Genomic DNA, 26,426 nt, shown 5'->3' with positions numbered 1-26,426 from the left:
AAAATTAATGTGGCCTTATCGCCGTAAAGTATTCTTCTTTTTCTGTCGTATGGATTTTTATCACATTGGTTAAAATGAGGTTAACCAATATTTTCTGTGCTTTACGGTAAGAACACCTCAGTAGCTTACTAAATTCCTTCAGCGTGATTCTTTCGTTCGTTTCCAGGTATTCTAAAAGTTTTTTTTCATTATCAGAATAGGATATCAATACCCCCTTATCCAGGTAGTCTTGTTTTAAAACATCTACAATGATTTTACTGGCTAAAACGCTTTTATCATCTATTCTAATGTAGGCCCACCATTTTTTATGCTCATCTAATGCATAATGTGGCTTGGTATCACTTTCAGGGATGTTTACCACCAAAACCAACCTGTCATCAACATAAATTTCTTCAAAAGAAGGTTCAATGGCAGGTTTACAGTATTGATGTGCTGCTGTAAGGATCATATATTTTTCCTCTTCTTCTGATTTTACCCCCTTAATCGAACCATCATCAGCTACACCAATTAATAATTTTCCGCCTTTGTTATTAGCAAAGGCGACCAGGCTTTTAGCGATTTTCTCTGTATTGGTAATGGTTTTTTTAAAATCGAGCATTACGCCCTCGCCCTGTAAAATTAAACTCTTGATACTGGCCATATGACTAGATTAGTAGGCTACACGGGGTGTTTCACCCTGATGTAGGTTCCTGATGTAAACTTCATTCATTACAGTAGCGCAAAGCTCTCCATTTTGGGTTTTAATCTCCATAGGGTAAGCTTTTACAAATTTACCCACCTGCTTCAAGGCTTCTTCTGCTTCAGCGATCATCTCATCTGTAAGGGTAATGGTAAAATAAACATGGCTACGCGCAGGCTTCAAATATTGTATAGAAGCACTTTTTAGCCAAACCCTAACCTTAAAGCCCCTTCTTTGCATCAACTGATCGAAAAGCAAAGCATAAAATGGATCAGTAGCGGCATAAATAGTGCCTCCAAAAATAGAACCATTGTAATTTTTGTTGAGTAAACTTTTACTCAGCTTAACGGTACAGCTTCTAAAATCATTATCGAATTTCTTCACCCAAATGCGCTGAAAAAATAGTGGGGGATAGAAGCGCATTACCCATTTTAGGGTGTTTTGAGAAATGATCATAATTACTAATATCAGAAACATTTGCCATCTTTTAAAGTTTTATAGATGATGTTTTAGTAATTTTTCAGTAAATTAGAAAATATGCATATTTATGATACCATAACCGTTGCTCTTGCTGATTTGGACAGTCGCGGGTACAACTTAGATTTCAATTTAACCCCCGAAGCGCTCGAGTGTAAGGAGATCGATCTGTTGTTGATGCCCGAAGAATTTGAAATAGATGAGGTATACAGATTTGAAGGCATGACCGATCCGGCAGATAGCTCGGTAGTGTATGCGATATCATCTAGCGTGGGCAATATGAAGGGTGTATTGGTTGATGGTTATGGCGTTTATGCAGAAAATGTATCTCCGGAGTTATTAGACAAGTTAAAAATACACCACGAATAACATTGGTTTATAGCACCTTAAACCACAAACTTATAGCTGTTTGCAATAAAAAAATAAAACCAAATGATTACAAGGTTGTTAAGATTACAGATAACAATAAAAACTATGAAAAAAATAATCTTAAGTCTTGCTTTTGCTGGTTCTCTGATGATAGCCACATCAGCATGCAATTCATCTAAAAACATGGCTGGTTCATCAGACAGTACAAAGGTGGATTCTACTACGGCGCCATTAGATACGACAAAAACCACAACTCCGCCAGACACCACCAAGTTACCACCTGATACTACAAAAAAAATGCCTCCAATGTAGGCAGCATAAGCCACTCTTAACCAAGGGTGGCTTTTTTTATTTCATTTTATTTTTTTTGTTTAGGCTAATTTGTAATTTCAGCAGCTAAACCAAATAATTCAAATGAAAGCGGACAATCCATCCAACAAACGAAATGTAATCTTCCTGGTTATTGTTGCAGCCTTAGGCTATTTCGTTGATATTTATGACCTTGTTCTGTTTTCTGTAGTGAGATTAAAGAGTTTCACGGATATAGGGATATCGCCAGAAAAGATGCGTACAGACGGTGAGTATGTGATTAATATGCAGATGTTTGGCTTATTGCTGGGCGGTGTACTCTGGGGGATTATTGGCGACAAATTTGGTCGGATTAAAGTGTTGTTCGGATCCATTCTGATGTATTCGTTAGCCAACATTGCCAATGGGTTTGTAACAGACGTACATAGTTATGCCTTGATTCGCTTTATAGCCGGTATCGGGCTTGCTGGAGAGTTAGGCGCAGGTATAACGCTGGTTACAGAAACCATGGATAAAGAAAAAAGAGGTTATGGAACCATGGTAGTGGCTGGAATTGGCCTTTTAGGCGCGGCTGCAGCAGCAACCATTGGGAAACATTACACCTGGCAAACATCTTATTTTGTAGGCGGAGGTATGGGATTGTTGCTACTGCTCTTACGTGTAGGAACCTTTGAATCTGGCATGTTTAAAAACGTGGTAGATGCCGAAAAGGTTTCCAAAGGTAATTTCTTCATGCTTTTTTCAGATCGTAAACGCTTCTTAAAGTATCTGGCTTGTATTTGCCTTGGATTACCATTATGGTTTATTGTAGGTATCCTCGTTACCCAATCTCCGGAAATTGGTAAGGCATTGGGCGCAAAAGATGTTTTAAATGCCGGAAGCGGTATTATGTATACTTATTTTGGTATTGCCATTGGCGATGTGGTATGCGGTTTTCTGGCTCAGGTGCTCAGATCCCGCAGAAAAACAGTGCTTATTTTTCAATCCCTCTCGGTTATCACAGTAATTGTATATCTCACTAGCCAAGGCTTAACCGAAGGCCGCTTTATTTGGATTTGCTTATTTATGGGCTTTGCGGTAGGTTATTGGGCAACCTTTGTAACTATTGCAGCAGAGCAGTTCGGAACCAATATCCGATCTACAGTGACCACAACAGCACCTAATTTTGTACGTGGGGCTTTAATTCCAATAACCGTAGTTTTCGAATTTTTTGTACACCGGTTCGATATCGTTTCTGCAGCTTTTATCGTAATGGCGATAGTAACCATTATTGCCATTATTTCGGTTCTCTCTTTGAAAGAAAGTTTTAACAAAGACCTGGATTATCTTGAAAAATAAAGCTTAAAATTGAAATATTTGGTAATTTAAAAGTCTTTTTTCTCATTTCAGGTTAATAGAAGGACTTTTAGATGTGATTTCTATATTGAAATTGTTCCATTTTATGGAAAGTTAGCCAAACGTTAAGCCGCCAATGTCAAAAAAATGTACTATATGAACATAATTAAACGCAACTAACTGAATAGCCTTAAATTTGTATGGAAATAGAAGAGAAGATCATGTTCAAAGAAGAGGTTGCCCAACGTTATCAGCAAATACAAGACGAGATTTGCCGTGGATTAGAAATTGCTGATGGTAAAGGAAAGTTTGAAGAAGAGATTTGGAATCGGGAAGGTGGTGGTGGCGGACGTACCCGCATCATGCAAAACGGTGCTATTATAGAAAAAGGTGGCGTTAACTTTTCTGCGGTACACGGAAAGCTGCCTGAAGCAGTTAAAAAAGCCTTTAACGTAACCGAAGATGATTTTTTTGCAACAGGTGTTTCCATTGTTATTCATCCAAATCATCCCTTGGTGCCGATTATTCACATGAATATCCGATATTTTGAGCTCAATGAAAATACGCGATGGTTTGGTGGCGGTATTGATTTAACGCCTCATTATGTATTTGAAAATGACGCAAGATTTTTTCATCATAAACTTAAACAGGCCTGCGATGATTTCAGTGCAGAATTTTACACGAAATTTAAAGCACATGCCGACGATTACTTTTACATCAAGCACCGGGAAGAAACGCGTGGCATTGGCGGAATATTTTATGACCGGTTAAAGCCTGAAAATACCAATTTATCCTGGACAGAAATATTAGACTTTTCTATCAATGTAGGCGAAACATTTTTACCTATTTATACGGAATTAATTGATCGTAATCGAGACAAAGAATTTTCAGCGCTTCAAAAAGAATGGCAATACCAACGTCGAAGCCGTTATGTTGAATTTAATTTGGTTTACGATTCAGGAACTAAGTTTGGACTCGAAACAAATGGCAGAATCGAATCTATACTCATGAGCTTGCCTCCACAGGCAAATTGGGGGTATAACATTCATCCCGAAGAAGGGACTGACGAGCATAAAACATTACAGTTCCTTAAAAAAGGTATTAACTGGGTTTAAAATAAGGTTAGGAGTGGAATGGCCTGATGAAAACCCGGCTGCAACTTCCCTGTTCTAAATTCATTTACAAATTGATGAGCCAGACGGGTAGGTTCAGGAATGCGGTAATTTCCGATGCATTTTCATTACTTCAAGAGTTTGATTTATTAAAGCGGGTAGGAGGGGAAATGGTCTTAAGCCTTTTTAAAAACGGTAGCAAACATGTCGGTTCTTACACGAAATCCGAGTTTTTCATACAATTTTATTGCAGCGATATTGTCATTTCTAACATGTAAAAATGGCGTTTGAGATTGCGCTAAAATACCATTAACCAGTTTGCTCAGGATTTGGTAGGAATATCCATTCCCAAGATGATCAGGATGCGTACAAACTGCGCTGATTTCAATATACGGATATGGACTTATGCGGTGTCCGGCCATGGAAACCAATTGATCACCTTTAAAAATACCTGTATAATTACCTAATTCAATAGTTCTGGCTAAAAATGGCCCTGGCTTAGTCAGGTTAACTAAATCAGTCATCTCTGGGATATGCGATTCATGCAGGTCAGTTAATACTTCGTCGGATTTTCCCTGGTCAGAATTTCCAGAAGCTTCATAAACCATTTGAAACATATCAATTGTCATGGTAATTTTCCAGTTGGCAGGGATTTCAACCTGACCCAAGGTAAAGATCACAAACAATGAATCTGCCGGAGAAATCTCGTGTAAGTTTTCAAAATTTTCTTTGTTGTATTTTTTTAACCCGGCAAATGCAGTAACATCTTCCATATAGAATTTTACCTTGTCATTTCCTTTAGCGTAATGTTGATGTGTTGTTGCTAAGGAGTTGTAAATCGGATTATCTAGAATGTGCTGCATTGGTTGTTGTTAAACTGCTAAATTACGAATTATTCAAACATAATAAATTTGTCTTATAATTAATATTATGTTAAGTTGATTGTTTTAACACCTATCCCATGCATTACATTTCTATTCTAAATTAAAACTCCTGAATTCTTCGTTGTAGCTCCTGTACCTTATCCGTTGCTTTCTTTCTCGAATAAATATCTACCAACAACTGAATGGTTTTACGATCGTTCGGATTAATTTCATTCGCACGCTGTAAGGAGAATTGCGCACGGTTAATTAAAGAATTGTACTTGGCTAATTTATCTGCGTCAGATTTCTTTAATGTTTCGTTGGCTGTATTTACGTAAGCTAATCCCAGTTGATATAAAGCATCGAAATAATTCTGATCCGTAGCTAAAGCTTTATCGTAAGCGAGTATTGCCGTAGAATTATTTCCTCTTGCCTGCTGTAAATAGCCGTAAAGAAAATATAAAAGTTTATTTCCTTTCTCAACCTTCAAATTTCCTTCTAATAAACTCTGCGCTTTATCGTAATTTTCTGTATCCAGCAAAAGATTGATATAGTCGTTGGTTAAAAAGTGATTAAACGGATTCAAAACTAATCCATCCTCAAGAGTTCTAATCGCCGTTTCGTAATCAGATTTAACAGCATACATTTGAGCCATTTTCTGAAAAACGGATGCATTTCGGATTCCGTTATCTTTAGCTCTTTTGAAATAGTTTAATGACTCGTCGTAAGACTGAATATTTAAGGCGCAAATAGCTGTATTTAAGGCTAATGCAGTGTCTGCTGGAAAATTATCACTCACCTCTTTCAGGTTCGTGTAAGCATCTTTAAAATCGTTATTAAAGTACGCTTCATTTCCTTTATCCTGCTTTTTAAGCAAAATATTGTAGTTAGTGGCCTTAATTAAACCGGCATTATCGTCATACTTATCAAGGCTTTTTGCCTGTTTAACAGCATCAACAGCCATATCATAGTATTTATCAGAGCTGGCTTTGTCTGTTTCAATAATTGAAGCATAAGAGGATAAATATGATTTTATTGACCAGGTTTCTGCCCATTTTTTAGTTTTATTGTCTTTTTCAGCAGATTCGGTAGATTTCAAGCCTTCGGCAATAATGGCTAGTTGCTTCTTATCATCTTCCTTATTTGCTATAGAAGCTTGTAATTTCCCAACTGCATTTCTGGCAATAAGAATTTGGCTTTTTTGGGCCGAAGCGGATAACGAGAGGAAAATAAGGGCTAAGGATGTAAACTTGAAACAATTCTGCATAGGATAAGATCGAATCTGATGTATAAAATTTATCAATACCGTAAAAATAAACAAAAAAAAAGAGTCCCGATAAATTCGGGACTCTTTTTTTAAAACTTGAAATCTTATTGTTTAGGCAAAGCGTCTAAACGTTTTTTAATTTCGTCGTAGTTTTTAGTGTCATTTCTAAATGCGTAGATCGTTTTCAATGTTTCTAATGCACCTGAATTTTTTGGATCAATATCTAAAGCCTTTTTATAGAAAGGAAGAGATTTATCTAACAAACCATTCATTTTGGTAGTTACTTCATTAAACTCTTTAACTTTTTTTGAATCGATTTTATTGCGATCATTTTGAAGTTTCAAAGCTTGAGAGAAATAAATATTTCCCAATAATACCTGGTAACTTGCGTTGTTTGGCTCTTTTACAGCTAAAGCATTAAGCATTTGCTCCGATTTAGCAGCATCTCCCCTGTCGATATAAATTTGAGTTTCAGTTTTGATCCAGTCTGTATTGTCTGGGAATTTAACTAAAGCCTCTTTAATTAAAGCCAGGCCAGCAGTAGTATCTTTTTGTTTGCTTAATTTAATACCGATTAATTCAGAATATAAATCTTTAGATTGAGGAGAATTCAGGTCAATTACCTTTTTAAACATTTTAGCTGTATTCTCATAATCATCAATATTTCTGGCTGCAATACCAGCATTTAAATACATTGAAGTATCTGCTGGATTAATTTCTGTAGCCTGAACAAATTTAGCGAATGCAGTTTTGTAGTCTTTCTTGTTGTAAGCAATAACGCCACCATTTCTTACTGCATTAGCGATGTTCACTTCTGCACTGGCGATATTTTCTTTCTCTGCATTCTTAGTGTCTACTTTTTTAGCTTCCACAACCGCTTCTCTTGCAATTTTAATGTTTGCATCGGCGTTAGCCAAATCGGCAGTATCTAAAACTGCAATGGTTGAAGCCATTAAAGCTCTGTAAGACCATGCTTCAGGCATTACTTTAGATTTTTCATCAGCAATAGCCTTATCTGTGTGGGCCAAACCTGTTTTTAAAGATTCGAGCTTTTTAGCTAACGGAGTTGTAGCACCCTGAGAAGTAAATTGAAAAACTCCCCAAGCTTTTTTTGCTTCAGCAACTTCGCTTTTTTGAGCAAATGCAAAACTGGTTACACCTGCTAAGAATATACAAAGAAATACTCTTTTCATAATTATTTATTGTGTTGTTCTTAATTTTTATTAATTATCCTCTTCTGAATTGTTATCAGACTGTTCTTCCCCTTCTGAATCAGCAGGTGCAGAATTTTCTGATGCTTCTTCCCCATCAACAATCACGCCATCTGTTACTTCTTCTTCCTCATCTTCGTGATCAATTTTGGTTACTGATGCAATTTCATCATCGCCTTTGAAGGTAATTAAACGAACACCTTGTGTAGCACGTCCCATTACTCTTAAGTCTGCAACTGCAATTCTAATTACAATACCAGAGCGATTGATGATCATTAAATCTTCATTATCGGTAACGTCTTTAATAGAAACTAATTGTCCTGTTTTGTCGGTTACATTAATGGTTTTAACCCCTTTACCGCCCCTGTTGGTTACGCGATAATCCTCAATATCAGTACGTTTGCCATATCCTTTTTCAGATACAACCAATACTGTAGATTCCGGACTGTTAATAGCAATCATACCAATAACTTCATCTTGCTCATGAGCCAAAGTAACACCACGAACACCTGTGGCAGTTCTTCCCATTGGCCTAACTGTTTTCTCGTTAAAGCGGATGGCACGACCTGAACGCAATGCCATTACAATTTCGCTTTCACCAGTAGTTAAGCAAGCTTCTAATAGCTGATCTCCATCATTAATGTTAATGGCATTGATACCGTTTACACGTGGACGAGAATAAGCCTCAAGAGAAGTTTTCTTAATAGTACCTTTTTTAGTACACATGATGATGAAATTATTCTCCAGATATTCCTGGTCTTTCAAGTTCTTAACCTTGATGTAAGCCTTGATTTTCTCTTCTTTAGGAATATTGATGATATTTTGAATCGCTCTTCCCTTACTTGTTCTCGAGCCTTCTGGTATTTCATAAACCCTCAACCAGAAACATCTTCCTGCTTCGGTAAAGAATAACATGTAGTTGTGATTTGAAGCCACAAGCATATGCTCGATAAAGTCTTCATTTCTTGATGTACTTCCTTTAGAGCCTTTTCCACCTCTTCCCTGTGCTTTAAATTCTGTTGCCGGAGTACGTTTTACATAACCTTCATGAGAGATGGTGATCACCACTTCCTCATCAACGATGAAATCTTCCATGCTCATATCTTCTGCAGAGTGAACAATGGTTGTTTTACGCTCATCGCCAAATTTCTGACGGGTTTCTGTCAATTCATCTTTGATGATTTGCATACGCAAACCTTCATCGGCCAATACAGATCTTAAGTAATCGATGGTCTTCATCAATTCAGCATATTCTTCTTTAATCTTGTCACGCTCTAGTCCTGTTAAACGACGAAGCGTCATATCCAGGATGGCACGTGCCTGAAGATCGCTCAAACCGAACTTCTCCATCAAGCCGAGGCGTGCCTCTTCTGGAGTTTCAGAAGCGCGGATTAATTTAATAACCTCGTCCAGGTGATCTAAAGCAATTAAATAACCCTCTAAAATGTGTGCTCTCTTTTCAGCTTCTGCTAATTCAAAGCGGGTACGGCGAATAACTACATCATGACGGTGATCCACAAAGTGTACAATCAAATCCTTAAGATTTAATAATTGCGGACGTCCCTTTACTAAGGCAATATTGTTTACGCTAAAGGAAGTTTGTAAAGCGGTATGTTTGTATAGGTTATTTAAAACTACAGCCGCATTCGCATCACGTTTTATTTCATAAACGATACGGATACCATCTTTATTCGATTCATCCTTGATGTTAGAAATACCCTCAAGCTTTTTCTCACCCACCAATTCAGCTGTACGCTCAATCATTTGGGCTTTATTTACCTGGTAAGGGATTTCTGATACAATGATTACTTCGCGGTCTTTAATGGTTTCAATCTCCGCTCTTGCACGCATCATAATACGTCCGCGACCAGTTTCGAAAGCATCTTTTACGCCATTATAACCATAAATTATACCACCGGTAGGAAAATCCGGTGCTTTAATGAATTTCATTAATTCTTCAATAGTGATATCTCTATTGTCGATATAGTTAATGGTTGCATCAATGGCTTCGGTTAAGTTGTGTGGTGCCATATTGGTCGCCATACCTACCGCAATACCAGATGATCCGTTCACCAAAAGATTAGGGATTTTTGATGGTAAAACAGTCGGCTCCTGAAGCGTATCATCAAAGTTAAGCTGGAAATCAACGGTATCTTTATTGATATCGGCCAGCATTTCTTCTGCTATCTTAGAGAAACGTGCTTCCGTATAACGCATCGCAGCTGGAGAGTCACCATCAATGTGGCCAAAGTTTCCTTGTCCATCTACCATCGGATAACGTAAGCTCCAATCCTGAGCCATACGAACCATGGTGAAATATACTGATGAGTCACCGTGTGGGTGATATTTACCCAAAACCTCCCCTACAATACGGGCTGATTTTTTATGTGGTTTAGTGCTGGTAACACCAAGATCAAGCATACCATATAGTACACGGCGGTGTACCGGTTTTAATCCATCACGTACATCAGGCAAAGCTCTGGATACGATTACCGACATTGAATAGTCAATGTAGGCCGATTTCATCTGCTCCTCAATGTTAATAGGAATGATTTTGTCGTTTTGTTGATTTTCTAAATCTTCTGCCATAAATTATGTTCTCGTTATCAAAAACGATTTTAAAAATAGGTATTGTTATAACCTTGCGAATTTAGCAAAAATATGCCGAATTAAGGCATTGTGGAAAAGTTTTAAGGTAATAATAGACTTACAAAAAAGGGCTAAAACTATCTTGTAAATAATTATTTTTACATCCTCCAATATTTAAGAAATGGCTAAAAACTCCAAATCGGCAATGGGCTTTATTATGGTTACCATGCTGATCGATTTTACCGGTTTCGGAATCATTATACCGGTGCTTCCTAAGCTGATACAAGAATTTACCGGTGGATCGGTAAGTGTAGCGGCAGATTACGGCGGATATTTAATGGTGGCCTTTGCATTAGCTCAATTTATATTTTCTCCAATAATGGGAGGCTTAAGCGACCAATACGGCAGAAGGCCAATTTTACTTTTTTCCCTGTTCGGATTGGGGATCGACTATATCTTTCTATCCTTTGCACCAACCATCTTCTGGCTCTTTATTGGGCGTATTGTAGCAGGTATAACCGGCGCAAGCTTTAGTACGGCCATGGCCTATATCGCTGATGTTTCTGAACCGGAGAAAAAAGCACAGAACTTTGGTCTGGTAGGTGCTGCATTTGGTGTAGGTTTTATCCTCGGACCGGTAATTGGCGGTATTTTTAGTAACTTCGGCTTAAGGGTTCCCTTTATGATTTCGGCCGGGCTAGCCTTAGTGAACTGGCTTTATGGCTACTTTATTTTACCCGAATCTCTGGCTAAAGAGAAAAGAAGAAACTTCTCCTGGAAAAGGGCCAATCCGGTTGGTTCGTTTTTAAATGCTTCCAAGTATCCGGCAATTGTTGGTTTGCTCTTTACCCTGCTCCTGCTGTACATTGCCAGTCACTCGGTACAATCTAACTGGTCTTATTATGTAATCGAAAAGTTTAAGTGGGACTCTACCATGATTGGTTATTCTTTAGGGATTGTGGGTTTAATGGTGGCGATTGTACAGGGTGGACTAATCCGGGTCATTGTTCCGAAAATTGGAAACAAGAAGGCAATTTATCTCGGTTTAGGCCTTTATATTATTGGCTTTACCTGTTTTGCTTTTGCATCAAATGGCGTAATGATGATGATTTTCATTATTCCCTACTGTTTAGCAGGAATCGGGAACCCGGCCATGCAAAGTATTATCTCGAATCAGGTACCAGAAAATGCACAGGGTGAAATTCAGGGTATCATTACCGGTCTGCAAAGTTTAGCAGCCATAATTGGTCCTTGGGTAGCCAGCCATATCTTTGTTTATTTTATACAAAGCGGAACACCACTTTATTTCCCAGGCGCGCCCTTTATTTTTAGTGCCGTTTTAACCCTTATCGGATTATTTATTACCATTAGAGCCTTAATTAAGCACCATTAAAGCAACTCGTTAGCTAAGTTAGCCAATTCACTACGCTCTCCTTTTTGCAAGGTAATGTGCGCATAAAGCGGATGGTTTTTAGCATTTTCTATGAGGTAAGATAAACCATTGCTTTCCGAATCGAGGTAAGGCGTGTCAATTTGGTAAATGTCGCCGGTAAAAACAATTTTGGTATGTTCGCCAGCTCTGGAGATTATGGTCTTTACTTCATGTGGTGTTAAGTTTTGCGCTTCATCAATAATAAAGAAGATTTTGGTTAACGTTCTTCCTCTGATAAATGCCAGTGGTGCAATGGCAATCTTTTCAGAACTGATCAGTTCATCAATTTTCGCCAGCATTTTTTCATCATCGTTAAATTGTTCTTTAATAAATCTCAGGTTATCCCAAATTGGAGCCATAAAGGGGTCTATCTTCGATTTTGCATCGCCAGGGAGAAAGCCAATATCCTTATTGCTCAATGAAACAATTGGCCGGGTAACATAAATTTGCCTGAAATTTTTACGTTGCTCCAGGGCACTAGCCAAAGCTAACAGTGTTTTTCCCGTACCCGCATTTCCCTGTATGCTTACTAGCTTAATATGCGGATCAAGCAAGGCATGAATGGCAAAGGCCTGTTCAATATTCTTGGGCTTGATCTTGAAAATAGCATCGGTAGAAACGGTTGAAAGCGTTTTATGGCTATAGTTGAAGAAAGCATTGGCTGTTTTCCTTTTATTTTTGAGTACATAAAAGTGATTGCCACTTTTAGGTGGAAGCTCAAGTTCGCTGGCATCTAGCTTTTTTTCGTGCTTAAGCTGGTCTATTACCGCTTCAGGAAAATTAGCAATTTCTGTCTTTCCGGCATAAAGCTCATCAACATTCTTAATCTTGCCTGTTTCGTAATCTTCTGCATAAAGATCCAGGGCTTTTGCTTTAAGGCGCAAGCAGATGTCTTTTGATACCAGCACGACTTTTTTATCGGTATTTTCCTCTTTTAAGCTCAATGCAGCATTTAAGATTTTATGGTCGGTTTTTCCTTTTCCGTAAACCTCTTCTGCATCTACCTTAGTTGGCTTTTCATTTAAAACTACTTTAAACATGCCCGCATTACTGCGATTTAAAGCTGTCCAGTCGCTAATTAATTTCTGGTTTGAAGTTTGGTCTATTAAGCGGATAAAACTCCTGGCTTCAAAATTACGGGTATCATTTCCGCTTTTAAAATTATCCAATTCTTCTAGTACCTGAATGGGAATGGCAACATCATGCTCCTTGAAATTATTAACCGCATCATGATCATATAAAATTACAGAGGTATCTAAAACGAATATCTTTTTTGAAGGACTGGAGACTGATTTACCTGTTTTGGCCATAAAGTAAATTTAAGATTTATTATCCAAAAGGAGAATGGCAAAGTGAAATCGAAAAAACGCTTGCATGAAACCTAATCCGTTTATTTATATCTGCTGCAAGGCCTGTCTTACAGCATCCTTGTTGGGCTTAGAAATGGGTATCTTTTCTCCAGACAATAAGAGCAGTATTCCACCGTCTTCCTTTAACCAGCTTTTTACGTATTTAGGATTTACTAAATGACTTTGGTGCGTTCTTAAAAATCCATTGGGGCGCAGCAAATCTGCATATCCTTTAAGTGACTTAGAAACCAGTATTTTTTCATTGCCAGAAAGAAAGAAATGGGTATAGGTATTGTCAGCTTCGCAGCGTATAATTTCTGATAAAGCAACGTATCTTATTTCGCTTTGCATCTGCAGGGCAATTTTAGCTTCATTCGTTTCTGGCTTTTTTAGTTGTTGAAGTAAAAAGTCGAGCTGCGAAGTTTGCTTTTGTTTGGCCAGTTTATGTTCGGCTTTATCCACTGCAGTTATCAATTCTTCAATATCTACAGGTTTTAAAAGATAATCTAATGCCGCAAATTTTACAGCCTGTATTCCATAATGATCATAGGCGGTAACAAATATCACCTCGAAATTACGTGTTGGAAGTAATTTTAGTACATCAAAGCCTGTTTGTTCACCCATTTGAATATCCAAAAACACTAAATCCGGCAAATATTTCTTCACCACATCAACCCCCTCTCCTATGTCCTGCGCTGTTGCGATTATACTTACCTGTGGACAGTGCTTCATTAGCAAATTTTTCAGGTTTTCTAAATTAGAAATTTCGTCATCTATTAAAACTGCCCTCATTCTATTATAGCCAATTGGTTAATGTTAAGATTATTTTAGTGCCGTTACTGGTTGATTCTGTAGCTAAAGTAAAGCGATTTTCTTTATAAATGCTATTTAAAAGTGCTATTCTATTTTGACTTAAAAGAAGTCCTAAACCACTGCTCTTTTTTTCAGTGTCAAATCCGTTTCCGTTATCGCTAACGGTTAATACCAAATCATTTGCTTCCTTATTAAAAGTGATATTAATTTTTCCATTGATCGATTTTCGGGAAATACCATGTTTCACTGCGTTCTCTACAAATGGTTGAAGCAACATGCTGGGGATTTCTGTAATATCCAAGTCTAAGTTTGGAGAGAAACCAATGTCGTAAGTAAAGCCAAAGCGTAGTTGCTCCATTTGTAGATAATCGTCTAGCAAAGTTTTTTCCTGAGATAAACTAATCAGTTCTTTGTCGTCAAGTACATTGCGGGTCAACCGTGCAAATTTGGAAAGGTATTTATTGGCATTGTCTATTTCATTTTTGTTCATTAAATTTTGAATGCCGGCGAGTGCATTGAAAAGAAAATGAGGATTTAATTGGGAACGAACAGCATTAAGCTGAAGTCTTGCGGTATTTTTTTGCTGTTCTTTTTCTGCCAAATCTTTTTTGTTTCTTTTTTTGATCAAATAAATGATAATAAGAAAGGCTAATCCAATTAAGAGTGCTACAAAAGATACGAATGTAAAAACTTCTTTTTTGGTATAGTTTTCTTCATCTAAAGTGACGGAAAGCATATACCTGGAGGTATATTTTTCCATTTCTTTTGGCGACATCTTATATCGGGTAAATGAGGATGGCTGAATAATAATTTCATAATCTCCGGATTTTTTGAAAATGTTCTTATCAATCTTTAGGTAAGGTAAAAACTGATGCTCTTCAATTAAGCCGCCATATTGCCAGGTAGTAGATTCGAAGATGATTTTATCGGTTTGGTTGTCCTTTATAGAGGTGTAATAGAGATAATCGATATCTGATTTGTCTTTTACAATGGTTAACTCGTCATCTTTTGCTGTTAAAATCAGTTTCGTTGAAGGCTTTGGGTCAGTAATCCAGTTGTAATCAACCCCCTTGTCAGTGGCGAAACGCTTTGATAAACCTTTAATTTTGGCTCTGGGAATAGGCTTTCCATAAAAGACAGATTTGTCAATATCCATTGGTTTTTCGATGCTGTAAACCAATGTTGTAATCATTTTGCCTTTTATAGGGAAAATCCCAAGTGTTGTAGAAAGGAATACTTCTTCATCGCCAGCATTGGCATCTTTAAGCTGTGCCATATCAATAGATTTGTTTATGGCTACAGGTTTGTTATCCACCAAGATGGTGTACCGATAGTGCTTTATATTGATATTTTGTCTAAAATAAATCTGAATGCTTATCTGATTAACTTCAGGTAAATAATTAAAGAAAGTATGCGGCTGATTAGGAAATATATTATTGTAATAGATATTTTTTGCTGAACTATCTACACACATGAGCAATTTCCCTCCGGCGGGATAACTCCGGGAAAAGTCAATGCCCTTTTGTGCACTTACTGTAGGTAGGGCAATAATAAAGCTGAGTAATGTTAAGATTATCTTTTTCATACTTCTAAGTTTAATTTTCATTACCGTTTAGTTTCATTTTGTGGTAATTCAGCCATCATGAGCAATAATAATTGCTAATGCTCACGATGATTTCATCAAACTTGTGGCAATAATACCAAAACTAAAACCATAAAACAGCAAAGGGCGTGTTTGAAATAGTAGCGGAATTGTTTTGTGCAGAATTTGAGTTTTGCCAAAAGAGTGTATATTCCTCAAATAAACTTTCTGATAGTACTCAGTGACTACAGTAAATGTAGAAATGAAAATTTTGTGATTGCAGAGTGTGTAGAGAACTGAACAAATAGCAATCACATTGTTTTATGTGAAATAAATTCTCCTCATGATGATTTTCTTGCCTTATTTAATGGCATGACTCTGCTCCTATGGAGCATTACAATTTTCCCGATAACATTACTCCCATAGTACCTGACTGGTAGAATGGCATCAGGCTAAATCTGCCTGGGTTCTTTTTATTAAATATTCCCTTCATGTAAGGATAAATCAAGTAGGCGATTTTGGTAGAGGCAATACCAAAGCCTGCGCCAGCTACTACGTCACTAAACCAGTGCTTGTTATTGTACATTCTAAGTGTTCCTGTCGCAGTTGCTACAAAATAGCCAGCATAGCTGATCCAGGGGTTGGCATCTTTATACTCTTGATGCAGAAATTCTGCTGCCATAAATGCAGACGCGGTATGGCCTGAAGGAAAGGAATTTATACCCGAAAGGTCTGGTCTCATTCTTCCAACACCCTGCTTAACAAAATGCGTAGAAGCGCCCATAATAACAGATGATGTTAGGTATAACATAGAGGCATCGAAGAGATTGTGTTTGCCCTTTACCCCAGATAGATTAAGCGCGTAAACCGCTGCTGCTGGTGCAAGTTGCAAATAATCATCTACATGAGCAGCAAACCTGGGATGATCTTCCTGAAGTTCATCCTTAGTGCTCAAATCCAGTTGCTTAAGTGCTCCATGATCATACACTGCGGCAAATCCATAGCCGATAAATATTGCGGGAATGATAAAGGCTTTAGTATTGAACTTTTTTTTGGGAATATCGTTTCCGGCATACCAACGACCAGTTGAATCACCGGGTAATTTAATCAGTGAATCTGTTTTCTGACCCATGGATGGTAATGCAGAAAGTTCTTGTGCAGGCAATGTTGCAACCATGCTGACCATCAATAATAGCGTTCCAAAAGTCCTTTTCATAGTCTTCATTTTCATCAAAACTAAAAGGCAATTTTGTAGCAATTCTGTAGTTAATCCTTTGAATTAAACTGAACAGTAAAAAAATGCTCTTCCCCAATATATTCGTAAATGATCTCGAAGCCATAAAGCTGACAGATCTGCTTAGAAATGGCCAAACCCAGTCCCATCCCCTCAGATTCTGCCGATTTCGAAAAACGATCGAAAAGGTTCTGCTGTATCTGTTTGTTCTTTCCGGTATTGGAGATGATCAGTTGATCTTTGCTGAGCTTGATCTTGATTTGACCGCTATGGTGATTGTGTCTGATCGCATTACCTATTAGATTATTCAACAGGATATCAGCCAGATATCTACTCATTTCCACAGAACAATTCTCTAATGTCGATTCCAGATGAAGGTCAATGCGTTCGAAAAGCTCCTGAAATTGCCTGATTTTCGCTTCAATAAGCTCTTTTAAATCAAAGTGTTGAACATCTGCTATCAGGTGGTTTTCGATTTTAGCGAGCAGTAACAGTGATTGGTGCAGTCTGGAAAGTCGGCCGGTTGCATGGTAAATATCTTCTAACAGCGCTCCCTGAGGTTGTGAAAAAGATCCGGTTTGTAATAAGGAATCTAATTTGGAGTTGATTACCGCAAGTGGTGTCATCATCTCATGAGAGGCGTTATCAGTAAAGCTTTTTAGTTCTTTGTAGTCTTGCTTCACTTTTGCAGCCATCTCATTTACAGACTTGTTAAGTTCGTTAAATTCGTCTATTGGGGTGGGTACTTCCTGAATATTCTCCATTTTCGCTACTTCAAAACCCTTCATCCGGTTGAGGATAGTGAAGAAAGGTTGCCATAGCCTGTTGAGCAAAAATCTATTTACAAATATGAGTGCAATCAACAATATCATGGTTACTCCAAGCGTGATTAACAAAATAATACGTACCAGATCTTCAGATTCTACCCTCGATTTTGTAATGGTAGCCAGAAAAACCTTGCCATTAAGCTGTACTGTAGTGATCAGCATTCTGCCTGGCTCAACCTCATTATCTTTTGGGTTAAGGTAAGTGGTGTAGGTGAACTCCCTGATATTGGTTGTGTCTCCATTAAATACTTTAAAAGATATCTGCTGATCAATGTAGCTGGCAGGAAGAGGAAGTTTTTTATAGGTATTGGTATATTGACGAATCTCGTTCTCTTCAACGGCAAGATCTCGATCCAGTCTTTCTGTGAGAATAAAATGGATAACCACATAGTAAACAATCCCCGTAATAATCAACACAATCAGAGAGGTAAACAGGTTTGCCCTATTGTATTTATCTGAAAGCCTCATAGGTCGCCAAATTTATAGCCTATACCATAAACCGATCTCAAATAGTCCTGTCCGCCTGCCTCTGTAAGCTTTTTCTTCAGGTTCTTGACATGGGTATAGATAAAATCAAAATCATCAGACAAATCCATTTCATCTCCCCAAAGATGCTCGGCCATGGCATTTTTAGTTACTACTTTATGCTTGTTAGATAGAAAATAAACCAATAAATCAAATTCTTTCTTAGTTAAAAATACCTGTTTTTCTTTTACATAAACGTTCATGGCAGATACATCAACCCTGATTTCATTAAATACGATTACATTATCTCCCTCGAAATTCTTACGCCTGACAATAGCGCTCACCCGCGCCTTTAACTCAGAAAGGTGAAACGGCTTCACCAGATAATCATCTGCCCCAAGATCCAATCCGGCAAGTCTGTCGTCAAGAGAGTGCCTGGCAGAAATAATCAATACTCCATCACGTTTTTTCATCTTTTTGATTTTATCCAGGAGTACTAATCCTTCCCCTCCAGGCAAGCCAAGATCAAGCAGTATGCAGTCGTAATTATACAAGGCAATCTTTTCTGAGGCCTGTATAAAATCAGTGGCATACTCGCAAATATTGCCCTCACCTGTAAAGTAGGCAAGTATGCTTTCCAACAACCCTTGCTCATCTTCGATGATTAAAATTTTCATGATGTAAATTATTGAAATAAAATGAAACGCAAAAGTCATTGTATTTTGCATCTTTCATACAAGAATAGCCGTTAATTCTGAAGCAAAGCTGAAGTCTTGATTCTTACTTCAGAATCTCTCCAGATTTGCTTTCTAGATTGCAAGCGACAATTGAAGATTTTGAGCTCTTACTGCCAGTTGATGGTGCTCCATTTCGAAAAACCAGATTCAGATGAAAGGTAATGACATCCTGAAATCATTGAAGATCAGTAAACAGATCACTGGAAATGGCTTTATATTAAACAGCACTGATTATTATGAAACCCAGGTTTTTCGGTTGGGATACAGTTATAAGTTTTAAAGCCATTTGGGGTGCTTCAATCCCTGTTGTATTATCTTCAGAATTTCTACAGAATTGGAATCTACATTTGCAGGTCACAACGGAAAGACTTCATTTTCTATAGTGAAAGTATCATTTATGACTATAAAAGAAAAGACGATTAAGATATTTGAAAACAGATTTGGACCTGTTGCACTTGCCGTGATGCTGTTGTGTACGATCTCCTTGCTCAGCAGGATAACACTTATGCTTTCCAGTGCTGGTCAGGTAGACTGGTCCATATTTAACCTGATCAAAATATTTCTTATCGGATTCCTATATGATCTTGCAGCAGCCTCATTTGCCGTTATACCGATCGTGATATATCTCTGGCTATTTCCATCTAAATGGTATAAGGGGCAGATTAGCAAAACCTTACTCGTAAGCTATTTTTTCATTGTGATCTTTTCACTGATTTTCAATGCGGTATCCGAGTGGTTTTTTTGGGAAGAGTTTTCAGTAAGGTATAATTTTATTGCGGTAGATTATCTGGTATATACCACCGAGGTTATTGGCAACATCCGTCAGTCTTATCCTATAAATACCATAATGGTGATATTGTTATTGTGTACTGGTGCATTCGTTTATCTTTTAAGAAAAGTTATTTTAATTTCTACCGAAAGAGAAATGAAATGGAAGAAACGCAGTAAGTATGCCTTACTCATCTTATGCATTCCGGTGATGGTATATTTTGGTGTTAGCCATAAATGGAAAAATCACAGTACCAATCAGTACGATAATGAACTTGCAGGAAACGGCATGTACGATTTCGGCTTTGCTTTCTGGCACAATCAGTTAGATTATGATACTTTTTATCGAACACTTTCAGTAAAAAAAGATTCGCAAATTATGCAGTCCTTACTGTCCGACACAACAGATACGCAAAAGTTTGGAGATTATACCACAAGAAAAATCAATAACGGCCTGCCGGAAAATAAGATGAATGTTGTATTGATTAGTGTTGAAAGTCTTAGTGCAGAATTTCTTGGTGCCTTTGGCAATACCCAGCACCTTACTCCTCAACTCGATTCCTTGGCTAACCATGGATTGCTTTTCAAAAATCTTTACGCTTCAGGAACAAGAACTGTTCGGGGTTTAGAGGCACTTTCGCTATGCCTTCCCCCTACACCTGGACAATCCATTGTGAAACGGCCTGACAATAAGAACTTGTTTACCTTAGGTAGTGTATTTCGCTCTAAAGGATATAGCAGTCGGTTTATATATGGCGGGTATGGCTATTTTGATAATATGAACGAATTTTTTTCCAACAACGGCTATCAGGTAACAGATCGGACCGCCCTTCAAAATACTGATATTCATTATTCTAACATCTGGGGCGTTGCTGATGAGGATTTGTTTACGCTATCTTTAAGAAAACTGGATGAGGACTACAAAAATAAAAAGCCTTTCTTCGCACAGATCATGACTGTGTCTAACCACCGTCCGTACACCTATCCTGAGGGACGAATTGATATTCCATCCCACACCAGTAGAGAAGGTGCCGTAAAATATACAGATTACGCGATCGGAAAATTTATTCGTGAAGCCAGACTTAAACCCTGGTTTTCTAATACGCTTTTCATTATTGTGGCAGATCACTGTGCATCGAGTGCTGGAAAAGTGGAGCTTCCAGTTGATAAATACCATATCCCAATGATTATTTATAGTCCTGGACACATAAATCCCGGAAAATTCGAGAAATTAACGGCTCAGATCGATATCGGCCCCACCATACTCGGATATCTGGGTTTTGATTATACCAGTAAGTTTTTTGGTCAGGATGTATTTCATCTTAAAAAGGGGAATGAACGGGCATTTATCAGTACCTATCAGAGTTTAGGCTACATCAAGGGAGGCAAACTGATTATCCTTGATCCGAATAAAAAAGCCGCCACCCTTAAGCCTGATTTTAACACTGGCAGTGCAGTAAGTATACCGGCAGATGCAGCACTTATAGATGAAACGATAGCCAATTATCAGATGGCAGCTTATCTATATCAGAAAGGACTTTATGGATTTTCAAAATAACAGCCTATCTTATGGAGAACAATAAGACCAATACGAAAAGAATATAAAACACAAACTATGGCAATAAACATTGGGCTAATGATTTGGAAAGAGATGAAGTCTAAGGAAATAACCAAAGGTGAGCTTAGCAGCAGACTAAATATTTCGCGCTTTACACTCGATCAGATTTTGAAATTAAATACGATCGAGACCAATCTGTTGATGCAAATCTCGCTTGCATTAGGAACAAATCTATTCGAATATTACTATCACGATATCGAGCTTAAAAAACTACGGACTGATGCAAGAGAATCAATCGAAGATGAAGTTGCGCTCCTAAAAACCATTTTAGAGGAGAAAAACCGTTTGTTAGATTTAAAGGATGAAATGATTAAAAGCCAGGCAAAAATGATTATTTCTTATGAGAATTTGCAGAAACGCTAATGTAAAAACCTTCAAGCGTGCCAACAGTGATGTGTCCTGACGAAAAACAATCGAATTTAAGGAGATAAGAAAACTTCGCTAGCTACAAGGTTCATTTTCCAATTTGAAAACGAAAAATCCCCAGAATTAGCTGAGGATTTTTCATATGCTTGATGCATAATGATTGTGTTGATATCAATTTCTAACTCAGTCCCTTTTTCTTCTTATAGGTCATTTTAGCTTTAGTTCCGGCGCTATAATTATAATTTTTAGTGTTGCTTGCTTTTTTCTCATGAAAAGCTGCCCCTCTATCGCTCTGCTCTTCATCTTCCTCTCCTTTTTTCTTTTTAGGTTTTGCTGCCGCATCCACTATCTTTAAATCCTCTGGCAAATCCATTACCTGCATCTTCTGCCCTATTGCCTGTTCAATTTTCTTTACTTCAGCCAGTTCAATATCTGTAGAGAAATTAATAGCAATGGCATCTTCTGTTTCATCACGCTTGATAATGCGCTGAATTAAAGTTTCCTTTTGCTCAGGTAACTCAAAATGAAAAATAAATGGAATTCCTTTCAGGTCAGCTTCAGTAAAATTTTCGTTTGCAGCAATAAGTATACGGGAATCAGGGTTCTCCATAAACTCATCTAAACTATCGAAGCCAGCGTCATCAAAAAACAATGGTTTATAAATACCAATCTCCTGCGCGTTAATGTGATTGAAGTTTTTATAAACTGTTTGGGCAGTTAAGCGTGTATTCACAAAAATGATAACCTTATCAAAGGTTTCTGTATCATTTAATAGAACCGTTAACAAATTTAGCTTAGTTCTAAAATTAGGTACATTGTATAGCATTTGCGGATATACCTCTGCATCACCTGCTCCAAGTTCATCTACTTCTATGGTCACAGAGGAATCCTTCATAAAAGGAGAAATCATGTGATTGAGTTTGTCATGAAGCACCTCGGTAAATACAACGTGCTGAGATTTATAAGCACTATTAGCCAATTCTACTACAGGCAGTTGCAAGCCTTTCTTAACAATCAGCTCGGCATTGTCTACAATAAACAATTGAATCTTATTGGTGTTCAATGCCAGTTTTAAATATAATGCTCTGGCGCGATCAGGTACGGCTACAATAATATCCACACCATCGGTTACCTCATTCATTTGATTTTCAATACTCCCTGTACTATCAATGCCCAATATTCTAAAAGTACTGTTGCGATTCAGGAGCTTAAATTGTTCTAAAACATGTGCAACATGTTCTGCATCGGGAACAAGAATTAACGCTCTTGGTGCTTCCTCAAATGCATATTTTAGTTTCATTAGTGTGGCTAAAACGTAGGTCGTCGTTTTACCAGATCCTTCAGGCCCTACTGCGATAACATCTTGCCCACCTAAAATCCTCGACATTGTTTTCGCTTGAATTTCCTTTGGGGTTAGAAATCCGGCATCCGTCATTGATGCAACAAGTTGCTTGCTAAGTTTTAATTTTTCTAAAGACACAATTCCTATGATTTGTTAAGATTTGCAAATATCCTTAAAATAATTAGCTTTTTTGAATTGAACGAAGATTACTTTAATGTTTAGGCCCTTGTAAAGCAAAATAAATTATTTTAAAATAAATTCTACTAAATCTATAGATATTATAGAATAGTTTATATATTTGCTCCTGTTAATACGTACTGATACAGTTTGAACATTAAAGCACTAAGATATGTCTATTTATTTTCAATATCCAGCAATAGATGATTATCCTAATCTAACATTGCCAGTTAATACTACTGAACAAGTATGGAGTGACTTTAACTTATCGTCTGATATAAAAGATGAGCAGGCCATAGAGCTGCAAAATTATCTCACGTTAAAACAAGTTTAATAAGAAGGCCAGTTGACTGATGGGAAGGTAAAGGTATTATTAACCTCTATACAGTGGTTCGAATCCACTACTAGGCCGCAAGTGTTACTCATTACACTTTAATCCTGATCACGCTCAGATCAGGTAAGATTTGGTTATCTTATATTTGTTTTGTTGTTAGCAAGACTATCCGCGATGGGTAGTCTTGCTTTTTTTATATGGAATTATTTTTTTTTGAAAATCTCAAAACTTTTTAAATCATTAGCGGTTATCTATATAATTCACATTATACTAATCTTTTACAGATTAATTTGTTTGGTTTAGAAAAGGGATTTATGGATATAAATCCCTTTTTGCATTTAACACGGGATTATAAATACTATATTCGCTAAACCACCCTTCATTTTTGATTTAGATGAACAGAAAACTTTTCCTTTCTTCATTTATTGCAGTTCCTGCACTTTTTCCTACACTTAAAAGCCTCGCAGGCTCCCTTGAAAACGACAAATCATCTTTTATTATACCTGCACATCTAAAAGAAGGCGATACCATTGGTATTACAAGTCCGGCAGGTTATATCACTTTGGCGCAAATTGAACCTTCGGTAGCTTTAATAAGAAGCTGGGGCTTTAACATTAAAGTAGGACAAACGATTGGTAAAAGAGATTTTACCTATGGCGGTAGTGATGAAGAGCGTTTAGCTGATTTTCAACAAATGCTGGATGATCCGGATGTTAAGGCTATTATGTGTGCCAGAGGCGGATATGGTTTTGTAAGAATCATTGATGAGCTGGATTTTTCATCTTTTAAAAAGAATCCAAAGTGGATTATTGGCTTTAGTGACATTACGGTAATTCATTGTCATTTGGCCAGAAATTACCGGATAGCATCTATTCATTCTAAAATGTGCAATAGTTTTCCTGACGATTGGATCAAGGCAGAGCCTATTCAGATTGAAACCATATTATCGATAAAGCATGCACTGATGGGTGAGCAAATGGGATATGTTGCTCCTGCACACCCCAACAACCGTTTGGGAAAAACAGATGCTATCCTGATAGGTGGTAATTTAAGTATTATAGAAACGCTTGCAGGAAGCCATTCGGATTTAGATACCCGAGATAAAATCTTATTTATAGAAGATACAGGTGAGTATCTTTATAGTATAGACAGGATGCTTTGGAACTTAAAAAGGACTGGTAAACTGGAACATCTCAAAGGGATAATAGTTGGCGGATTTAAGATTAAACCAGAAGATGCCGGGGAAGAATTCGGAAAAACGATCTATGATATTGTACTGGAAAAAGTAAAGGATTACCACTACCCTATTGCTTTTGATTTTCCTGTTGGACATCAACGAAATAACTTTGCCCTAAAATGTGGCGTAAAACACACTTTAATGGTGACTGAAGCTGGTACTACACTAAGAACTATTGAGTGATTGATTAGGCCGATAACTCGTATTTGGAGTCGAGAATAAATTTCTGATTAGTGAAAGCTACAAGCATGTCAATGAGAAACTCTGCAATTAAACGGTTTTAACTTCGTCATCTTCGTAATCTTTGATGTCGGTGATGTAATCGTTAACTAAAAGGAAGTCGAATAATGGTTTCGCATCTGGTGTAACCGGCATGTTTGCTGTTGTAATTACCTGATTGGTTTTTTTATCCAGGAATGGATAAGCAAAAAGCCTTACATTGGTGCTAAACATGTCATTTACGTAGCTCAGCAATTGTCCTGAGTAATTTTCACCAGTAAAATTCGTAGAGTTGAATACAAATTTTAAGTTGTTAATGTTGGTTGCCAAACCCACGCTTTTAGGCTTGCATCTGGCTAGATACTTGGCTAAACGGTTATGGCGGGTGAAATTAGATACAATTACAATGTTTCCAGTATCGCACATATCCTGGGTTCTTCTGGCAACAGTCTCTAAGTCAATGTCGTCAGGAGTTTCTTGTGCATCTGTTAAAACATTGGTTAAAAGTACCTCAATCATTACAGCTAAATTACTGTCTTCTACATGATTGGTGCGTTTAAATTGTTCCGTTGCTTTGTTAAAAAGGCTAAAGTTCGGATTAGATTTCTGTCCGTATTTGGTGCGCAGGATCATGATATCCTTCTTGTACAACAAGTCTTTAGCCTGGCGAGGATGTGCATCGGCATCGAAAATAGCTGCCGCAGAAAAATCCTTCATAATCATGTATAAATTGAGTAGGATGTTATTAACTCCCTCGAAAGCAGGGCCCTTAACAGAGATTAAGTCAATTTCTACAGAGCCGATTGTTAAGTTATCAGCTAAAGACTCTACCATCAATTTTGGGTCTTGATAATGGTAAAATGCAGCATAAACAAGGTTAACACCAATAATACCCAACACCCGTTGTTGCATATTCACATCAGTGTCGAGCAGGCGAACGTGGAAAAATATTTCGTTAGGTAATCCTCCCGCTTCGCTTTGGAATCGAATACCCACCCAACCATGAGGTTCATTGGTACGTTTGTAGTTAAGCGTAGTAACGGTATCAGCAAAAGCGAAAAAGGTGCGGCTTTCATACTTTTCTCCAGATAAACGCTCATTTAAAAGACCAAATTCATGATCGAGCATTTGCAAAAGTCTGTTCTGACTTACGTATCTGCCGTTCGTTTCTGCGCCATAAATAGCATCGCTGAAAGTCATATCGTAGGCCGACATGGTTTTAGCTACTGTTCCGGATGCTGCGCCAGCATTAAAAAAGTTTCTCGAAACTTCTTGTCCAGCACCAATTTCGGCAAAGGTGCCATATATTCTTGGGTCTAGATTTATTTTTAAGGCTTTACGTTTAGTATCCAGAATTTCTCTTTCCATGGCGCAAAAGTACAAAAAAATGCGTTGTGGGTAAATCCTGATGCCAAATTAAAATCAATCTAAATACGTATTTAGCAAAATAAAATAAGGGTGTCTGGTTGTGCGTACTTTGAAATTCTTATGCGTTAAAGTTTGTTTTTGGGGGTTTTCATTAAAGATGCTGAAATAAATTCAGCAGGACGGGATTTTGGATAAGGGTTTGAGCAGGGTTTCTTAACGGATCTCTAGTGCGGTCGCCACCCTGAATTTATTTTAGGGGGCTTATGTTAAAGATGCTGAAATAAATTCAGCAGGACGGGATTTGGATAAGGGTTTGAGCAGGTTTCTTTAAGGGAGCTTTAATGCGG

The 26,426-nt window shown here is 37.6% G+C and carries 22 protein-coding genes; 7 read left to right on the top strand and 15 right to left on the bottom strand.

The window, feature by feature from the left end; genetic code table 11:
- Positions 1-4: 4 nt before the first annotated feature.
- Positions 5-640, bottom strand: a complete 636-nt coding sequence (locus tag BMX11_RS18405) for an AlbA family DNA-binding domain-containing protein (protein ID WP_090886993.1) — start codon at positions 638-640, stop codon at positions 5-7.
- Between the two features lie 9 nt (positions 641-649).
- Positions 650-1,135, bottom strand: coding sequence for a PaaI family thioesterase (locus BMX11_RS18400; protein ID WP_090886990.1), 486 nt, complete (start codon positions 1,133-1,135; stop codon positions 650-652).
- Positions 1,136-1,216: 81 nt separating this feature from the next.
- Between BMX11_RS18400 and BMX11_RS18395 the strand changes: the two genes are divergently transcribed.
- On the top strand, positions 1,217-1,525 hold the full coding sequence (locus BMX11_RS18395; RefSeq protein ID WP_090886987.1) for a phosphoribosylpyrophosphate synthetase: 309 nt from the start codon (positions 1,217-1,219) through the stop codon (positions 1,523-1,525).
- Positions 1,526-1,542: 17 nt separating this feature from the next.
- Here BMX11_RS18395 and BMX11_RS24400 read toward each other — a convergent pair whose 3' ends face one another.
- On the bottom strand, positions 1,543-1,851 hold the full coding sequence (locus BMX11_RS24400; RefSeq protein ID WP_175474613.1) for a hypothetical protein: 309 nt from the start codon (positions 1,849-1,851) through the stop codon (positions 1,543-1,545).
- 88 nt (positions 1,852-1,939) lie between these two features.
- Here BMX11_RS24400 and BMX11_RS18385 point away from each other — a divergent pair, with 88 nt between their 5' ends.
- Positions 1,940-3,172, top strand: coding sequence for an MFS transporter (locus tag BMX11_RS18385; RefSeq protein ID WP_090886984.1), 1,233 nt, complete (start codon positions 1,940-1,942; stop codon positions 3,170-3,172).
- Between the two features lie 197 nt (positions 3,173-3,369).
- A complete protein-coding gene (hemF, locus tag BMX11_RS18380) occupies positions 3,370-4,284 on the top strand; it encodes an oxygen-dependent coproporphyrinogen oxidase (RefSeq protein ID WP_394332680.1) in 915 nt (304 codons plus the stop codon).
- Between the two features lie 173 nt (positions 4,285-4,457).
- On the opposite strand, the gene BMX11_RS18375 is transcribed toward hemF, so the two are convergent.
- The 4 genes from BMX11_RS18375 to gyrA form a co-directional block, all read right to left on the bottom strand.
- On the bottom strand, positions 4,458-5,144 hold the full coding sequence (locus BMX11_RS18375) for a GNAT family N-acetyltransferase (RefSeq protein ID WP_090886981.1): 687 nt from the start codon (positions 5,142-5,144) through the stop codon (positions 4,458-4,460).
- Positions 5,145-5,265: 121 nt separating this feature from the next.
- Positions 5,266-6,411, bottom strand: a complete 1,146-nt coding sequence (locus BMX11_RS18370) for a tetratricopeptide repeat protein (RefSeq protein WP_090886978.1) — start codon at positions 6,409-6,411, stop codon at positions 5,266-5,268.
- Positions 6,412-6,515: 104 nt separating this feature from the next.
- Entirely contained in the window at positions 6,516-7,604 is a 1,089-nt protein-coding gene (locus BMX11_RS18365; RefSeq protein ID WP_090886975.1) for a tetratricopeptide repeat protein, read from the bottom strand.
- A 30-nt stretch (positions 7,605-7,634) separates the two neighbouring features.
- Positions 7,635-10,211: a DNA gyrase subunit A gene (gene gyrA, locus BMX11_RS18360; RefSeq protein WP_090886972.1), complete on the bottom strand. Its 2,577-nt coding sequence runs from the start codon at positions 10,209-10,211 to the stop codon at positions 7,635-7,637.
- Positions 10,212-10,392: 181 nt separating this feature from the next.
- Between gyrA and BMX11_RS18355 the strand changes: the two genes are divergently transcribed.
- Positions 10,393-11,604 (top strand): TCR/Tet family MFS transporter, encoded by a 1,212-nt coding sequence (locus tag BMX11_RS18355; protein ID WP_090886969.1) that lies wholly within the window; start codon positions 10,393-10,395, stop codon positions 11,602-11,604.
- Here the strand turns inward: BMX11_RS18355 and BMX11_RS18350 are convergent.
- The 6 genes from BMX11_RS18350 to BMX11_RS18325 form a co-directional block, all read right to left on the bottom strand.
- Positions 11,601-12,953, bottom strand: a complete 1,353-nt coding sequence (locus tag BMX11_RS18350) for a PhoH family protein (protein WP_090886966.1) — start codon at positions 12,951-12,953, stop codon at positions 11,601-11,603. The two genes, BMX11_RS18355 and BMX11_RS18350, sit on opposite strands and share 4 nt — an antisense overlap.
- Before the next feature lie 84 nt (positions 12,954-13,037).
- A complete protein-coding gene (locus BMX11_RS18345; protein WP_090886964.1) occupies positions 13,038-13,784 on the bottom strand; it encodes a LytR/AlgR family response regulator transcription factor in 747 nt (248 codons plus the stop codon).
- Between the two features lie 4 nt (positions 13,785-13,788).
- Positions 13,789-15,390, bottom strand: a complete 1,602-nt coding sequence (locus BMX11_RS18340; protein ID WP_090887016.1) for a sensor histidine kinase — start codon at positions 15,388-15,390, stop codon at positions 13,789-13,791.
- A 391-nt stretch (positions 15,391-15,781) separates the two neighbouring features.
- Complete coding sequence (locus BMX11_RS18335) at positions 15,782-16,603, bottom strand: phosphatase PAP2 family protein (RefSeq protein ID WP_245738709.1); 822 nt, start codon at positions 16,601-16,603, stop codon at positions 15,782-15,784.
- Positions 16,604-16,653: 50 nt separating this feature from the next.
- The gene (locus tag BMX11_RS18330) at positions 16,654-17,916 is read right to left on the bottom strand and encodes a sensor histidine kinase (protein ID WP_090886961.1); all 1,263 of its coding nucleotides are present in this window, start codon (positions 17,914-17,916) and stop codon (positions 16,654-16,656) included.
- Positions 17,913-18,590, bottom strand: coding sequence for a response regulator transcription factor (locus tag BMX11_RS18325; protein WP_090886958.1), 678 nt, complete (start codon positions 18,588-18,590; stop codon positions 17,913-17,915). Before BMX11_RS18325 ends, BMX11_RS18330 begins: the two co-directional genes overlap by 4 nt.
- Before the next feature lie 457 nt (positions 18,591-19,047).
- On the opposite strand from BMX11_RS18325, the gene BMX11_RS18320 reads away from it, so the two are divergent.
- Both BMX11_RS18320 and BMX11_RS18315 read left to right on the top strand, forming a co-directional pair.
- Positions 19,048-20,976 (top strand): LTA synthase family protein, encoded by a 1,929-nt coding sequence (locus tag BMX11_RS18320; protein WP_090886955.1) that lies wholly within the window; start codon positions 19,048-19,050, stop codon positions 20,974-20,976.
- A 57-nt stretch (positions 20,977-21,033) separates the two neighbouring features.
- Positions 21,034-21,399, top strand: a complete 366-nt coding sequence (locus BMX11_RS18315; protein WP_139180224.1) for a helix-turn-helix domain-containing protein — start codon at positions 21,034-21,036, stop codon at positions 21,397-21,399.
- Between the two features lie 181 nt (positions 21,400-21,580).
- On the opposite strand, the gene BMX11_RS18310 is transcribed toward BMX11_RS18315, so the two are convergent.
- The gene (locus BMX11_RS18310; RefSeq protein ID WP_090886949.1) at positions 21,581-22,882 is read right to left on the bottom strand and encodes a DEAD/DEAH box helicase; all 1,302 of its coding nucleotides are present in this window, start codon (positions 22,880-22,882) and stop codon (positions 21,581-21,583) included.
- Positions 22,883-23,649: 767 nt separating this feature from the next.
- Here BMX11_RS18310 and BMX11_RS18305 point away from each other — a divergent pair.
- Positions 23,650-24,675 (top strand): S66 peptidase family protein, encoded by a 1,026-nt coding sequence (locus BMX11_RS18305; RefSeq protein ID WP_090886946.1) that lies wholly within the window; start codon positions 23,650-23,652, stop codon positions 24,673-24,675.
- Positions 24,676-24,762: 87 nt separating this feature from the next.
- Here the strand turns inward: BMX11_RS18305 and BMX11_RS18300 are convergent, their stop codons facing one another.
- Entirely contained in the window at positions 24,763-26,079 is a 1,317-nt protein-coding gene (locus BMX11_RS18300; RefSeq protein WP_090886943.1) for a nicotinamide mononucleotide adenylyltransferase, read from the bottom strand.
- Between the last annotated feature and the right edge of the window lie 347 nt (positions 26,080-26,426).

This window comes from Pedobacter rhizosphaerae (assembly GCF_900111155.1).
GTDB lineage: Bacteria > Bacteroidota > Bacteroidia > Sphingobacteriales > Sphingobacteriaceae > Pedobacter > Pedobacter rhizosphaerae.
This window is presented reverse-complemented; position numbering and strand designations above follow the sequence as displayed.

What these genes read in the sequence shown, in the direction of transcription:
- BMX11_RS18345 (WP_090886964.1), bottom strand. Translation starts at nt 13,784, where the DNA reads ATGAGGGCAGTTTTAATAGATGACGAAATTTCTAATTTAGAAAACCTG.
- BMX11_RS18325 (WP_090886958.1), bottom strand. Translation starts at nt 18,590, where the DNA reads ATGAAAATTTTAATCATCGAAGATGAGCAAGGGTTGTTGGAAAGCATA.
- BMX11_RS18350 (WP_090886966.1), bottom strand. Translation starts at nt 12,953, where the DNA reads ATGGCCAAAACAGGTAAATCAGTCTCCAGTCCTTCAAAAAAGATATTC.
- BMX11_RS18395 (WP_090886987.1), top strand. Translation starts at nt 1,217, where the DNA reads ATGCATATTTATGATACCATAACCGTTGCTCTTGCTGATTTGGACAGT.
- BMX11_RS18300 (WP_090886943.1), bottom strand. Translation starts at nt 26,079, where the DNA reads ATGGAAAGAGAAATTCTGGATACTAAACGTAAAGCCTTAAAAATAAAT.
- gyrA (WP_090886972.1), bottom strand. Translation starts at nt 10,211, where the DNA reads ATGGCAGAAGATTTAGAAAATCAACAAAACGACAAAATCATTCCTATT.
- BMX11_RS18375 (WP_090886981.1), bottom strand. Translation starts at nt 5,144, where the DNA reads ATGCAGCACATTCTAGATAATCCGATTTACAACTCCTTAGCAACAACA.
- BMX11_RS18320 (WP_090886955.1), top strand. Translation starts at nt 19,048, where the DNA reads ATGACTATAAAAGAAAAGACGATTAAGATATTTGAAAACAGATTTGGA.
- BMX11_RS18335 (WP_245738709.1), bottom strand. Translation starts at nt 16,603, where the DNA reads ATGAAAAGGACTTTTGGAACGCTATTATTGATGGTCAGCATGGTTGCA.
- BMX11_RS18340 (WP_090887016.1), bottom strand. Translation starts at nt 15,390, where the DNA reads ATGAAAAAGATAATCTTAACATTACTCAGCTTTATTATTGCCCTACCT.
- BMX11_RS18385 (WP_090886984.1), top strand. Translation starts at nt 1,940, where the DNA reads ATGAAAGCGGACAATCCATCCAACAAACGAAATGTAATCTTCCTGGTT.
- BMX11_RS18305 (WP_090886946.1), top strand. Translation starts at nt 23,650, where the DNA reads ATGAACAGAAAACTTTTCCTTTCTTCATTTATTGCAGTTCCTGCACTT.
- BMX11_RS18315 (WP_139180224.1), top strand. Translation starts at nt 21,034, where the DNA reads ATGGCAATAAACATTGGGCTAATGATTTGGAAAGAGATGAAGTCTAAG.
- BMX11_RS18400 (WP_090886990.1), bottom strand. Translation starts at nt 1,135, where the DNA reads ATGATCATTTCTCAAAACACCCTAAAATGGGTAATGCGCTTCTATCCC.
- BMX11_RS18355 (WP_090886969.1), top strand. Translation starts at nt 10,393, where the DNA reads ATGGCTAAAAACTCCAAATCGGCAATGGGCTTTATTATGGTTACCATG.
- BMX11_RS18330 (WP_090886961.1), bottom strand. Translation starts at nt 17,916, where the DNA reads ATGAGGCTTTCAGATAAATACAATAGGGCAAACCTGTTTACCTCTCTG.
- BMX11_RS18405 (WP_090886993.1), bottom strand. Translation starts at nt 640, where the DNA reads ATGGCCAGTATCAAGAGTTTAATTTTACAGGGCGAGGGCGTAATGCTC.
- hemF (WP_394332680.1), top strand. Translation starts at nt 3,370, where the DNA reads ATGGAAATAGAAGAGAAGATCATGTTCAAAGAAGAGGTTGCCCAACGT.
- BMX11_RS18370 (WP_090886978.1), bottom strand. Translation starts at nt 6,411, where the DNA reads ATGCAGAATTGTTTCAAGTTTACATCCTTAGCCCTTATTTTCCTCTCG.
- BMX11_RS18365 (WP_090886975.1), bottom strand. Translation starts at nt 7,604, where the DNA reads ATGAAAAGAGTATTTCTTTGTATATTCTTAGCAGGTGTAACCAGTTTT.